The sequence below is a fragment of the Allosaccharopolyspora coralli genome, from assembly GCF_009664835.1.
GTDB lineage: Bacteria > Actinomycetota > Actinomycetes > Mycobacteriales > Pseudonocardiaceae > Allosaccharopolyspora > Allosaccharopolyspora coralli.
On the sequence record NZ_CP045929.1, the window covers coordinates 3662740 to 3676107 of the forward strand.

Genomic DNA, 13368 nt, shown 5'->3' on the forward strand with positions numbered 1-13368 from the left:
GAACGATCGTTCTCAACGTAGCGGGAGGCGCTCCGAGTGACAAGACCACCCGCCGTCGATGCGGTGCGGATCAGTGCCCGGGACGGGTCTCCACGAGCGCGAGCGCATAGTGCGCGTGCTGTTGGGCGAGATCCTCGCGCGAAAGCCTGCCGGTGTCGTGGTACCAGGTGGAGATCGCCGAGCACATGGTCACGATGTTGCGGGCGGCGTCCTGCGGATACGGCGTCGCGAACAGCCCGGACGCCGCGCCCTCCGCGACGATCTCGTCGAAGATCGCTTGCGTCCGGTCGCGCGCTCGCACCACCTGATCCCGGTTCTCCCCCTGCAGGTACCGCACTTCGCTGATCGCGACGAGCGCTGCGAGCTGGTGGTCCACGACGAACTCCACGTACGCCTTGACCGCCTCCCGCAGCCGCGCGGCCGGCCCGTCACCGATCCGCTCGACGGCCCTGCTCGTGCGGTCGAGCAGTTCGTCGTTGGCTCGGCGCAACAGTTCCGCGAGCAAGTGCGCCTTGGACGGGAAATAGTTGTACAGGTTGGACAGGCTGGTTCCCGCGCGCTTGGCGACCTCGCGCATCGACGCCCCGTTGAACCCCTCCTCGCCGAACGCGACGAGCGCCGCGTTGAGGATGGGCGCCTCGTTGCGTCGCCCGGTCTCGCCGATGAGGGCCACGGAGGAAGAACGACTGTTCATGTCGGCGAGGCTACCGGTTGACTTCGGCGCGTCGGAGTGCTTCAGTAACAAGAACGGTCGTTCGTTCCTGTCAGTTCGGCCAGAGCACGCCTGTACCGCCGAGGGAGTGCCATGACACACCGTCCCGACACATCCGCCACGGCCGTGCCCGGCCCCCTGACCGACGAGCGTCGCGAGATCCAGGCACTCGCCAGGGACTTCGCGATGAACGAGGTGCTGCCGCTGGCCAACGAACTCGACCCGCAGCAAGGGGCGATTCCCGACTCGCTGCGGGGCCAGATGGCCGAGATGGGGTTCTTCGGCCTGCTGATCCCGGAGGAGCACGGCGGCCTCGGACTGGGCGTCTTCGAGTACTGCCTCGTGGCCGAGGAACTCGCCCGTGCGTGGTTGAGCGTGTCCGGACTGCTGGCGCGCGGCAACGGGATGGGTGGCGGATTCACCGCAGAGCAGCAGAAACGGCTGCTCCCCCTGGTCGCCAACGGCGAGTACCTCGGCGCGTACGCGCTGTCCGAGGCCGAAGCCGGATCGGACGTGGCCAACCTGTCCTGCCGGGCCCGCCGGGACGGCGACGAATGGGTCGTGACCGGCACCAAGATGTGGTGCACCTACGCCGACGAAGCCGACTACCTCGTCCTGTTCGCCCGCACCGACCCGGACAAGGACCCGGCGAAGCCACACCGAGGTATCAGCGCGTTCCTCGTCGAGAAGCCGCGCGGCACCTTCCCTCCGGGGGTCACGGGGAGCAAGGTCCGCAAGATCGGCTACCACGGGTGGAACACGTGGGAACTGTCCTTCGACGAGGTCCGGCTCCCTGGCGACGCCCTGCTCGGCGAGGAGGGGCGCGGCTTCTACCTCGCCGTCAGCGGCCTGGAGGTCGGCCGTGCGCACACGGCGGCACGGGCGATCGGGCTGGCCAGGGCCGGGCTGGAGGACTCGATCGCCTACGTCCGCGAGCGCGAACAGTTCGGTCGCCCGATCGGTGATTTCCAAGCGATCCGGTTCAAGATCGCCCAGATGGCCACCGAGATCGAAGCGAGCAGGCGACTCATGTACCACGTGGCGACCGAGATCGACCAGGGACGACGGTGTTCCCTCGAGGCGTCGATGGCGAAGTTGTCCGCCAGCGAGATGGCCGAGCGCGTCACGAGCGAGGCGCTGCAGATCCACGGCGGCGCGGGCTACACGACCGACTTCGCCGTGGAACGACACTGGCGCGACGCCCGGTTGACACGCATCTTCGAGGGCACCTCGGAGATCCAGCTCCGGGTGATCTCCGACGAGCTTCTCGGGCGGTCCGCATGACCTCGATGCACTTCGAAGACTTCGCGGTCGGAGCGCGCTACACGAGCGGCACCCGCACGGTCACCGACCAGGACCTCAAAGCCTTCACCGAGCTCAGCGGCGACCGCCATCCGCTGCACGTCGACGGCGGCTCGGGCCGTTTCGACCGTCCCGTCCTGCACGCACCGTTCGGCCAGGCCGTGTTCTTCGGGCTCTTCCACGACCTGCACCTGGTCGACGACACCATCGTGAGCGTGCTGGACACCCAGTGGCAGTACCGCGCTCCGGTTTATGTCGGCGACACCCTCCGGTTCGAGATGACCATCACCCGCTGCCGCCGGACGTCGAAGCAGGACGAAGGCGTGGTCACGCGACACGTGACGCTGTTCAACCAGGACGACGTGGCCGTGCAGGACGGCACCAGCGCGATGCTCCTCCGTGCCCGCACCACCGGCCCCGATCCGGTCGCGCGCGCGTTCGGCACGGTCGCCTGGGGCAGCGCTCTCGCCGAGCTGGCCGCCGACGACGAACGGTTCACCTCGGCGATCGCCAGCTGGGACGGGACGATCGGCCTGCGCTGCGGCGCCGACGAAACCCAGCTGCGGATCTACCGGGGACGCGTGATCGACGTCAGCAGGCGGTCGCCGCACGGGTCGACGTTCACGCTCGGTGCCGACGAGTCCGAGTGGACCGAGCTGCTCACCGGCGACGACAACGACTTCATGCAGCGGGCGATGCGGGGCCGGTTCCAGGTCTCCGGCAGCGGCTACGAGTACCTGCGACTGACGAAGGTGCTGCACACGCTGATCGACCACGCACGCACGCTCGCGCAGCAAGGGGGTTCGCCATGATCGAGGCCCGCTATCTCACCGTCGACAGCTGCTTGTCCTACGTGGAGCTCGCGGGCTCGGGCCCGCCGGTACTCCTGGTGCACACCGCCGGGCAGTCCGGGGTCCAGTGGCGCCACACCACGGGTGCGCTCGCCGAACGCGGATACCGGGTGATCGCGCCGGACCTGCCCGGCCACGGCCGGTCCGAACCCGCTCCGGGCGGCGCCGTGGACGACCTCGGGGTTTACGCGCGGTGGCTGCGGAACCTGCTCGACGCGCTCGAGGTGCACGATCCCTGGATCGTCGGATGCTCGATCGGCGGCAAGATCGCCCTCGACCTCGCCGCACGGATGGCAGACGAGGCACGGGGCGTCGTGGCGATGGCCGCCGAACCGATGCCGGGTGAGATCAGCGCCGCGGGGCTGCGGCGTGAACTGGAGGATGTCGCCGCGGCGAGCCGCACCGACCGCACCTACCTCGGAACGCTGGCCGTCGTCGGACGCGACGTCGACCCCGCCCGCGCCGAGCTGATCGCGCGCATGCACCGGCGAGAAGACCCGGAAGTGTCCACATCGGACTTACTCGGCTGGGCTGCGCACGACCTCACGGACACGCTGTCGTCGATCACCTGTCCCGCTCGCCTCGTGATCGGCGAAGACGACCTCTGGGTGAACTCCGAGCGGGCACGGCGCGCTGCCGAGCACCTCCCCGACGCACGATGCACCGTGTTGCCCGGGATCGGTCACTACCCGATGGAAGAGATCGTGGACTTCCCGACGGTGCTCGACGGCTGGCTCGGCGAGCTGGCCCCCACTACCTCTCGGAGCGAGGTGCACGCATGAGACATCCGACGACCTTGGCGGCTCTGCTCCGCGAACTCGCCGAGCGTGATCCCGCAGCCGTGGTCGCGATCGACGCGGGTGTGTCCGATCCCGTCACGGTCAGCCGTCACGACCTGCACCGGCGCAGTGAGCAGTTGCGTGAGGACCTGCGTCAACGGGGGGTCGGTCAGGGCGATTGCGTGGCCGTGTGGCTGCCGAACTGGTCGGACACGCTCGTGTGGCAGTTCGCCGTCGCCGCGCTCGGCGCGCACGTGATCGGGGTGAACACGCGCTACAACGTCGACGAACTCACTCACGTGCTCGACAGGGCGCGACCGATCGTGATCGCCGTCGCCCACGACTTCCACGGCCTGGACCTGCTCGGCACCCTCCGGACGGCGACGGCTCGCACCACGACATCGGCACCGTCGGTGGCGGTCGTAGCCGGTCCGTACAGGACTGCACCGGCCGAGACGGATCGCTACGACCTGGGCGCAGGAGCTTGGATCCCGTCCCCGCCCGACACGCCCCCGACGACGTCCGCGGAGTCCGGCGGCCACGACCTCGCCGTGGCGTTCACGACCTCCGGCTCCACCGGGAAGCCGAAACTCGCCGCCCACACCGAATCGGCCGTCGTCGGCCACGCGTGCGACGACGCCGCGGGAATGGACGTACGGACCGGCGATGCCGTCCTCTGTGTGCTGCCGTTGTCCGGTGTCTTCGGGTTCAACACGGCCATGGCCGCGCTCGCAGGCGGCGCGGTGTGCGTGCTCGAACCGGTCTTCGACGACGTCACCGTCGTGGACGACATGGCCAGGCACGGCGTCACCCACGTCGTCGGGGCGGACGACATGCTGGTGCGTCTGCAGGACGCCTGGCGAGCTCGTCCTCGCGACCTGTCCAGCTGGCGATGGGCCGGGATGGCCGACTTCCTCGGCCGCTCGCACGAGATCGCCGAATGGGCGCGCGACGAGTTCGGCACCCGGACCACCGGTGTCTACGGTTCCTCGGAAGTGTTCGCGTTGACACTGTTCTGGCCACCCGACGAACCCGAACCGCGGCGCTGGAACGGCGGCGGTCGCCCGGTCTCCGCCGCGACCGAGGTCCGCGCCGTCGATCCCGTCACCGAGGACGCGGTGGCCGTCGGCGAACAGGGTGAACTACAACTGCGCGGTCCGACGGTCGTGGACGCCTACCTCGGTGACCCGCAGGCCGCGGCACGGTCGTTCACCACCGACGGATGGTTCCGGACCGGAGACTTCGCCGTGGTCTCCGCCGACGGCGCCGTCGACTACCGCGGCCGTATCGGCGACGCGCTCCGGCTGCGCGGATTCCTCGTGGACCCGGCCGAGATCGAGCATCGACTCGTCGAGCACGACGCCGTGCACACCGCCAAGGTCGTCGGCATCGACGGCCCTGACGGGGCCACGCTCGCCGTCGGCTACGTGGTTCCCGTGGACGAGTGCGAGGTCGATCCCGGCGAACTTCGCGACTGGTGCGGAGGCACGCTCGCCCGCTTCAAAGTTCCTTCCGAGATCCACGTCATCCCGTCGATGCCGACGACCTCCGGCACCAACGGCAGCAAGATCCACGCGGCCACCCTGCGCGAATGGGCCCGCGCGCGACACACACCCGAACACTCCACGGAGGGGAGACGATGAGCATCGACGCGGTGATCGTCGAGCCGGTCCGCACGCCAGTCGGACGCTACGGCGGCCAGTTCGCCCACCTCCCGGCGACCGACCTGGCAGCCGGAGTCATCGGCGCCGTGCTGGACCGGACGAGTGTGGCCCCCGAAGCCATCGACGACGTGGTGTTCGGACAGTGCTACCCGAACGGCGAGGCACCGGCGATCGGGCGGGTCGCTGGGCTCGACGCGGGCCTGCCCGTGGAAGTGCCCGGACTGCAGCTCGACCGCCGCTGCGGATCGGGGCTGCAAGCGGTCATCGACGCTGCGATGCGGATCCAGACCGGCGTGGCCGACGTCGTCCTCGCCGGTGGCGCCGAAAGCATGAGCCGCGTCGAGTTCTACTCCGACCAGATGCGGTGGGGTGTCCGCGGCGGCGGCGTCGAACTCCACGACCGCCTCGCACGTGCCCGGGTGACCGCGGGCGGACGCAACCACCCGGTCCCGGCGGGCATGCTCGGCACTGCGGAGAACCTCCGACGGGAGTACGACATCGCGCGCGAGGAACAGGACGAACTCGCGCTGCAGTCCCACCGGCGCGCCGTCACCGCTATCGACGAGGGCCGGTTCGACGACGAGATCGTCCCGGTGACCGTGCCCGGCACACGCGGCCGGGAAGGCACGGTCGTGGATCGCGACGAACATCCTCGCGCCGACACCACACTCGAATCACTGGCCGGATTGCGGCCGGTGATGGGCGGCGACGACCCGGACGCGACGGTCACCGCAGGCAACGCCAGCGGGCAGAACGACGGCGCGGCCGCATGCCTGGTGATGAGCAGGCAGCGAGCCGAAGACCTCGGACTCGCGCCGTACGCGCGGTTGGTCACGTGGGCGGTCGCGGGGGTGGCACCGTGCCGAATGGGCATCGGCCCTGTCCCCGCCACCGAACAGGCCCTGGACCGGGCCGGGTTGTCCTGGGCGGAAATGGATCTCATCGAGCTGAACGAAGCCTTCGCCTCGCAGGTCCTCGCCTGCACGCGAGAATGGGGCTTCGGCTCCGACGACTTCGAGCGGCTGAACGTCAACGGCTCGGGCATCTCCCTCGGCCACCCGGTCGGCGCGACCGGGGTGCGCATCCTCGCCACCCTCGCCCACGAGCTGCGGCGCAGGCAGGCGCGCTACGCCATGGAGACGATGTGCATCGGTGGCGGCCAAGGACTCGCCGCGATCTTCGAGGCGAGCGCATGAGTTCCCGGCCCCTCACCGGTCTCCGCATCGTCGAGTGCGCCAGCTTCGTGGCGGGCCCGTCGGGCTGCCTGGCACTCGGTCAACTCGGTGCCGACGTCATCAAGGTCGTGCCACTCGGCGGCCCTGCCGACCAGTACCGCTGGCCGCTGGCACCGGAGGGGGAAAGCCTGTACTGGGCGGCGCTGAACCGGGGCAAACGATCGCTGGCGGTCGACCTGCGAAGCCACGCGGGCAAAGAACTCGTGACCGAGCTGATCACCACCGACGGTCCCGACGCCGGGCTACTCGTCGACAACGTCGCCGGAAGTCGTTGGCTCTCGTACGAGGAGCTCTCCGCGCGGCGGCCCGACCTCGTCCACCTCCACGTGCAAGGTCATCCCGACGGCAGACCGGCGGTCGACTACACGGTCAACGCCGACGTCGGAATCCCGACGATCACCGGTGGAGCCGACGCGCGCGGTCCGGTCAACCACGTGCTGCCCGCATGGGACCTGCTCACCGGGATGACGGCGGCCACCGGCTTGCTCGCGGCGCTGCGCGAGCGGGAGAAGACGGGCCGCGGCAGCTACCTCGAACTCGCGTTGGCCGACGTCGCCACCAGCGGAGTCGCCAACCTCGGCTGGCTGGCCGAAGCCGAGCAGCGCGGTGGTCCGCGCCCGCGACACGGCAACCATCTCTACGGCAGTTTCGGGGTGGACTTCACGACGCGCGACGACGCACACGTCATGGTCGTCGCGCTGACACCCGGGCACTGGCGAGGACTCTGCACCGCCACCGGAACGAGCGAGGTCTTCGCGGCGCTGGAACAGGCGCTGGACGCCGACCTCGCGCGCGAATCCGACCGCTACCGGCTGCGGGAGACGATCACAGCGATCCTGCGTCCCTGGTTCGCCGAACGCGACCTCGCGGAGGTCGCCGACCGGCTCGAGACCGGCGGGGTGTTGTGGAGCCGGTACCGCGAGATGGACGAGGTCGTCGCCGCACACGACCGTTCGGAGACGCCGTCCGTGCTCACCAGAGTGAACGAGCCCGGTATCGGCCGCACCGTCGCCGCCCGCCCGGCGTTGCGCTCGGGTGGAAGCTACGGCGAAGCCTCTGCCGCGCCTCGCCACGGTGAACACACCCACCAGGTGCTGGCCGAGGTGCTCGGACTCGCCGACCACCAGATCGGCAAGCTCCACCAGGACGGCGTGATCGACGCGGACCCGCGCTGAGCGAGCTGCGGGCTCAGCGCTGCGGGATCGATGCCCCTCACTCAGAGCTGGGTGAGGATCTCGTTGCCGGTCTCGGTGATGAGGATGGTGTGCTCGAACTGGGCGGTCCAGCTCTTGTCCTGCGTGGTCACCGTCCAGCCGTCCTCCCACAGGTCGTGCTCGTGGGTGCCGAGGGTGATCATCGGCTCGATGGTGAACGTCATGCCCGGCTCGAGGACCGTCTGCACCGACGGGTCGTCGTAGTGCAGCACCACAAGTCCACTGTGGAACGAACGGCCGATGCCGTGACCCGTGAAGTCCCGGACCACGCCGTAGCCGAACCGCTTCGCGTAGGACTCGATGACGCGACCGACCACGTTGAGTTGCCTGCCCGGCTTCGCGGCCTTGATCGCACGCATGGTCGCCTCGTGCGTGCGCTCGACGAGCAGCCGCACCTCTTCCGAGGTCTCCCCCGCGACGAACGTCGCGTTCGTGTCGCCGTGCACGCCGCCGATGTAGCCGGTGACGTCGACGTTGACGATGTCGCCGTCCTCGATCACCGTCGAGTCCGGGATGCCGTGGCAGATGACCTCGTTCAGCGACGTGCAGCACGACTTCGGGAATCCCCGGTATCCGAGCGTCGACGGGTAGGCGCCGTTGTCGACGAAGAACTCGTGGACCACCCTGTCGATGTCGTCGGTGGTCGCACCCGGCACGACCGCCTTGCCCGCCTCGGCGAGCGCCTGCCCTGCCAGCCGGCCCGCGACGCGCATCGCCTCGATCACCTCGGGCGGCTGGACGTCCGGGTCCGTGTTGGGCGCAGGAGCCGGCTTGTCGACGTACTCCGGACGCACGATGCTCGACGGCACCGGACGTCGCGGTGTCTGCTGACCTGGCTGCAAAGGGGCGCGTACCGGCATAACCCTCACTCTAGAACGTCGTCACCACCCGACGGCGCTGCCCGGCCCCCTCCCGCACCTCGGGGGTGGCAAATTCGCGCGAATTTGCCACCCCGTTGTCCACAGGGTGCGGAGTTGTCCCCACCCTGGCGGGTGTTGCCGGGGGTGCCGGCGAAGCTCGAACTCACCGTCGGATGTGATTTCGGGCACTCACGGGGCGCTGTCGAGGAAGTCCTTCGCCAGGTCCACGGCAGGGCCCGACTCACCCGCGTCCGTGATGAGCACCGCGAACGCCAGGTCCCCCCGGTAGCCGACGAACCAGCCGTGCGAACGCTCGCCGTCCCCGTACTGGGCGGTGCCGGTCTTGCCCGCGACGTCTCCCGACCCCTGGAGCTGGGTCGCCGTCCCGGAACGCACGACCTCACGCATCATCGGCCGCAGCTGGTCCAGCGTGCGCTGAGGCGGGGGCTCGGGCTGCGCGTCGGCCTGGGTCTCGGTGCCCTCGATCAACGTCGGAGACGGCATTCGGCCGTTGGCCACCGTCGAGGTCGCCAGCGCCATGCCGAACGGGCTGGCCAGGACCGTGCCCTGCCCGAACGCGTTCGCCGCCTTCGCCGTCGTCGTCTCCGGCGGCGGCACCTTCCCCGTGATCGTCGTCGCCCCCGGCATCACGAAGTCCACCCCGAGCCCGAGCTGCTGAGCGGCATCCGGCAGGGCGTTCGGCGGCAGATCAACGCCGAGCTGGGCGAACGTCGTGTTGCACGAGCGGGCGAACGCTTGCGTCAGCGGCACCGTCCCGAGCTCGAAGTCCTTGTCGTTGGGGACCGTGCGCCCGTCGAAGACTTTCGACCGCGGGCAGTCCACCGGCGCGTCCGCGGTGACCCGGCCGCTCGACAACGCCGCCGACGCGGTGACGATCTTGAACGTCGACCCGGGCGGGTACTGCCCGGTGAGCGCCGGTGTCCCCTGCGCGTCGGCAGGCTGGTTCTGCGCGACGGCGAGCACGTCTCCGCTCGACGGCTGCATCGCCACCACCATCGCCGCCTGCGGCACCGGGTCGACAGCCTGCTCGGCCGCCCGCTGCACCTGGTCGCTCAACGTCGTGGTGACCGGCGCGGCAGGCTTCGGCCGCTGCTCCTGCAACGACTGCACCGCAGCGCCCTGCGCGTCGACGATCGACACCGACCAACCCGCGTTGCGTTCGAGCTGCTCGTCGACGTGTTGCGCGATACCCGAGAGCACCTGCGTCCCGTACTCGCGGTCGTCGGCGAGCAGCTTCGACTGCGCCGGGAACGACACTCCCGGCAACTCGGAGATCTGCCCCCGCACGCGGTCGTAGTCCTCCGCCCGCAACTGCGCCACCACGTACGCCTGACCGTCGGGAGTCTCGTTCACCCCGGAGAGGATCGAGTCACGGGTGATTCGGGGATCGACCTGCCCGAGCGCGCTGCCGAGTTCGCCCGCCACCGCGGACACGTCGCCGGCCGCGGCGGGGTCGAGCGCCACGGACACGAGCGTCTGCGGGCGCATCAGCTCCACTCCGTTGCGGCCTCGCAACGGCTGCGGATCCGCCTTGAGCGCGTCGAACCGAAGCGACTGCCCCTCCTGCAGCTCGGGGTGGATCGCCGAGGGTTCCCACTGGACTTTCCAGCCGCCGGGTCCCTGCTCCTGTTCCTGGAGCCGCACGGACCCCTCATAGCTCCAGACCTGGTTGTTGCCGAAGTCCCATGCGATGTCGAACGTCGCACGCACCGGTCCGTCACCGCCCTCGGCGGAGACGTCCTTGACCGTGGTGCGCACCGACTCCGGCGACAGTGACCGGCGGGTGGACTCCAGTGCTCGGCGGGCAGCATCCGGATTCGTGGTCTGCTGCGCGGCACCGGCGTCGTCCCCGGCCGCCACCGATTGCAGGTACGACTCGGCGACGTCATCGGCGGAGGGGCCTTGCTCGAACACACCGCACCCCGCCACCGGGGCCAGCAGCAGCAACACCACCAGCAACCGGGTCAGCGGGCTGCGACGACTCTGCGGATCAGACACGACGCGTAGTATGCCTAAGATCCATGCGGCCGGTCACGGTCCGGTCCGCCGAAAGGACTCGCGGCCCGCGTCATGACCTTCGTTCCAGCCGGTTTCGTTCCACCACGCGCCTTCGCCACGGCCGAGTTCGTGCTGGCGCCGCTCGGTCCCGAACACAACGAAGCCGACCATGCGGCGTGGACCTCGAGCATCGACCACGTCCGGCGCACACCCGGTTTCCCGTTACGGGACGGCTGGCCGCCGCAGGACGGCATGGGGCTCGACGCGAACCTCGCCGATCTCCGCAAGCACGCCGAGGACTTCGGGAAGCACCGGGGTTTCACGTTCACCGTGCTCGACGCCGAAGACGCCGCCGACGTGATCGGGTGCGTGTACGTGTATCCGGCGGAGGGCGATGCCACCGTGGCCCACGCGCGCTCATGGGTGCGCGCAGACCGGGCGGACATGGACCTGCCGCTCCGGCATGCGGTGCACGAGTGGCTGAGGTCCGAATGGTGCTTCGGCACGATCCGCTACGACGGGCTCTAGGCCTCGATGCTGGCTCTCGTCGGCGGGGCCGTCGCTTCCCAGAGTGAGATCAACGGCAGGCGCTCAGAACAGGACGGTGGCGAACACGCCGCGTTCCTCGAAGCCGATCTTGCGGTAGGCGATCCGCGCGGCGACGTTGAACCCGTTGACGTACAGGCTCGCGGTCCGGCCGATCGCCGACAACCGCTCCGCCACCGCCGCGGTTCCGCGGGTGCCGAGGCCACAACTACGCCGGTCCGGATGCACCCACACGCCCTGGATCTGCCCCACCGAACGCGACAACGCCCCGATCTCGGCCTTGAACACCACCTCGTCGCCGTCGAATCGGGCGAACGCGCGACCACCCGCGATCAGCTCGGCCACCCGAGCGCGGTAGCCGGCGGCTCCACCGTTCGCGCACGGGTCGATGCCCACCTCCTCGGTGAACATCGCGATCGCGGCAGGCAGGTAACGGTCCAGCTCGTCCGGCCGAACCCGGCGTACCAGCGGATCCGGGTCGACCTGCGGGGGCGTGTCGAGCACCATCACCGGCTGCTCCGGGCGGATCTCCCGCGGCGGTCCCCAACCCGATGCCAGCTCGCTCCACAGGCCCAGAACCTGCTCCGAGGGGCCGACCAGCGAGGAACACACGCGGCGGCGACTCAGCGCGCGGTCGGCGAAGGCGCGCATCGCGGTGGCGTCACCCTGCAACGGGATGAGGTTGACGCCGGAGAAGCACAGGCCGTCGAGTCCGCCGAAACCCCACAGTTCACCGCCGAGCCGCCACGGGTGCAGCCCGGCGGTCTCGAAGCGGGCGGCCACCATGCACGCGGCGACGGGATCGGCCTCGAGAACGGACCGAACCTCTCGCGCGTCACTGTCCTCGAGCAACCGCGCCCCGGCGAGCTTCAGCACGGAGCAAGAGTGCCAGACGACCCGGAGGGTGCGCTCTCCCGCCCTCGGACAGTGGCGGGAACTGCCGACGCCATCACCCGAAAAGGGCAAGACCTGCGCCCGGCGCCGGGCGACAGCGGTGCCGCCTGCGATCAGCCGACGGTGACGCTGGGTGCCTCACCCGTGGTTTCGTCCATGTCCTCGGCGATGCGCGAGGCTTCCTCGATCAGCGTCTCGACGATCTGCGCCTCGGGAACGGTCTTGATGACCTCGCCCTTGACGAAGATCTGGCCCTTGCCGTTACCGGAAGCCACCCCGAGGTCGGCCTCGCGAGCCTCGCCGGGACCGTTGACGACACAGCCCATCACGGCCACGCGCAGCGGCACCTCCATGCCTTCCAGACCAGCGGTGACCTCGTCGGCGAGCTTGTAGACGTCGACCTGCGCGCGCCCGCACGACGGGCAGGAGACGATCTCGAGCTTGCGGGGGCGCAGGTTCAGCGACTGCAGGATCTGGGTGCCGACCTTGATCTCCTCGACCGGCGGCGCGGACAGCGACACCCGGATCGTGTCGCCGATGCCCTGCCGCAACAGCGCGCCGAACGCGACGGCCGACTTCACGGTGCCCTGGAACGCAGGCCCGGCCTCGGTGACGCCGAGGTGCAGCGGGTAGTCGCACTGCTCGGCGAGCAGCTCGTAGGCGCGCACCATCACGACCGGGTCGTTGTGCTTGACGGAGATTTTGATGTCGTGGAAGTCGTGTTCCCCGAACAGGCTCGCCTCCCACAGCGCCGACTCGGCCAGCGCCTCGGGAGTGGCCTTGCCGTGCTTCTCCAACAACCGCTTGTCCAGCGACCCGGCGTTGACGCCGATCCGGATCGGCGTGCCGTGGTCCTTCGCGGCCTGCGCGATCTCCTTGACCTGGTCGTCGAACTTGCGGATGTTGCCCGGGTTGACGCGGACGGCCGCACAGCCCGCCTCGATGGCGGCGAAGACGTACTTCGGCTGGAAGTGGATGTCGGCGATGACCGGGATCTTCGACTTCTGCGCGATGATCGGGAGCGCTTCGGCATCGTCCGATGTGGGGCAGGCGACCCGGACGATGTCGCAACCGGACGCCGTCAGCTCCGCGATCTGCTGGAGGGTGCCGTTGATGTCGGTGGTGTTGGTCGTCGTCATCGACTGGACCGAGATCGGGTGATCGCTGCCCACTCCGACCGGACCGACCTGCAACTGCCGGGTCGTGCGGCGCTCGCTCAAGGTCGGTGCCGGCGTGCCGGGCATACCCAGATCGATGGTCATCGGGTTCTCTCCACCTTCGGCTGTGCTCGG

Annotated in this window: 12 protein-coding genes; 7 read left to right on the plus strand and 5 right to left on the minus strand. The window is 69.7% G+C overall.

What is annotated here, in order from left to right:
• Positions 1-70 precede the first annotated feature (70 nt).
• A complete protein-coding gene (locus GIY23_RS17050) occupies positions 71-694 on the minus strand; it encodes a TetR/AcrR family transcriptional regulator (protein WP_154077577.1) in 624 nt (207 codons plus the stop codon).
• 111 nt (positions 695-805) lie between these two features.
• Between GIY23_RS17050 and GIY23_RS17055 the strand changes: the two genes are divergently transcribed.
• From GIY23_RS17055 to GIY23_RS17080, 6 genes are read left to right on the plus strand one after another with little or no spacing between them, the layout of a single operon-like run.
• A complete protein-coding gene (locus tag GIY23_RS17055) occupies positions 806-1996 on the plus strand; it encodes an acyl-CoA dehydrogenase family protein (RefSeq protein ID WP_154077578.1) in 1191 nt (396 codons plus the stop codon).
• Entirely contained in the window at positions 1993-2826 is an 834-nt protein-coding gene (locus GIY23_RS17060; RefSeq protein WP_154077579.1) for a MaoC/PaaZ C-terminal domain-containing protein, read from the plus strand. Before GIY23_RS17055 ends, GIY23_RS17060 begins: the two co-directional genes overlap by 4 nt.
• Positions 2823-3647 (plus strand): alpha/beta fold hydrolase, encoded by an 825-nt coding sequence (locus tag GIY23_RS17065; protein WP_154077580.1) that lies wholly within the window; start codon positions 2823-2825, stop codon positions 3645-3647. The genes GIY23_RS17060 and GIY23_RS17065 overlap by 4 nt, the downstream gene beginning before the upstream one ends.
• The gene (locus tag GIY23_RS17070; RefSeq protein ID WP_154077581.1) at positions 3644-5287 is read left to right on the plus strand and encodes an AMP-binding protein; all 1644 of its coding nucleotides are present in this window, start codon (positions 3644-3646) and stop codon (positions 5285-5287) included. The genes GIY23_RS17065 and GIY23_RS17070 overlap by 4 nt, the downstream gene beginning before the upstream one ends.
• Positions 5284-6504 carry an acetyl-CoA C-acetyltransferase gene (locus tag GIY23_RS17075; RefSeq protein ID WP_154077582.1) on the plus strand — a complete coding sequence of 407 codons (1221 nt, stop codon included), beginning with the start codon at positions 5284-5286 and terminating at the stop codon, positions 6502-6504. Before GIY23_RS17070 ends, GIY23_RS17075 begins: the two co-directional genes overlap by 4 nt.
• Entirely contained in the window at positions 6501-7718 is a 1218-nt protein-coding gene (locus tag GIY23_RS17080) for a CoA transferase (protein ID WP_154077583.1), read from the plus strand. Before GIY23_RS17075 ends, GIY23_RS17080 begins: the two co-directional genes overlap by 4 nt.
• A gap of 41 nt (positions 7719-7759) precedes the next feature.
• On the opposite strand, the gene map is transcribed toward GIY23_RS17080, so the two are convergent.
• Positions 7760-8617, minus strand: a complete 858-nt coding sequence (map, locus tag GIY23_RS17085; protein ID WP_154077584.1) for a type I methionyl aminopeptidase — start codon at positions 8615-8617, stop codon at positions 7760-7762.
• 189 nt (positions 8618-8806) lie between these two features.
• Positions 8807-10636, minus strand: a complete 1830-nt coding sequence (locus GIY23_RS17090) for a penicillin-binding transpeptidase domain-containing protein (RefSeq protein WP_228717347.1) — start codon at positions 10634-10636, stop codon at positions 8807-8809.
• Positions 10637-10708: 72 nt separating this feature from the next.
• On the opposite strand from GIY23_RS17090, the gene GIY23_RS17095 reads away from it, so the two are divergent.
• Positions 10709-11164 (plus strand): RNA-binding protein, encoded by a 456-nt coding sequence (locus GIY23_RS17095; protein ID WP_154077585.1) that lies wholly within the window; start codon positions 10709-10711, stop codon positions 11162-11164.
• A gap of 63 nt (positions 11165-11227) precedes the next feature.
• Here the strand turns inward: GIY23_RS17095 and GIY23_RS17100 are convergent, their stop codons facing one another.
• Positions 11228-12058, minus strand: a complete 831-nt coding sequence (locus GIY23_RS17100) for a GNAT family N-acetyltransferase (RefSeq protein ID WP_154077586.1) — start codon at positions 12056-12058, stop codon at positions 11228-11230.
• Positions 12059-12189: 131 nt separating this feature from the next.
• Complete coding sequence (gene ispG, locus GIY23_RS17105; protein ID WP_154077587.1) at positions 12190-13338, minus strand: flavodoxin-dependent (E)-4-hydroxy-3-methylbut-2-enyl-diphosphate synthase; 1149 nt, start codon at positions 13336-13338, stop codon at positions 12190-12192.
• Between the last annotated feature and the right edge of the window lie 30 nt (positions 13339-13368).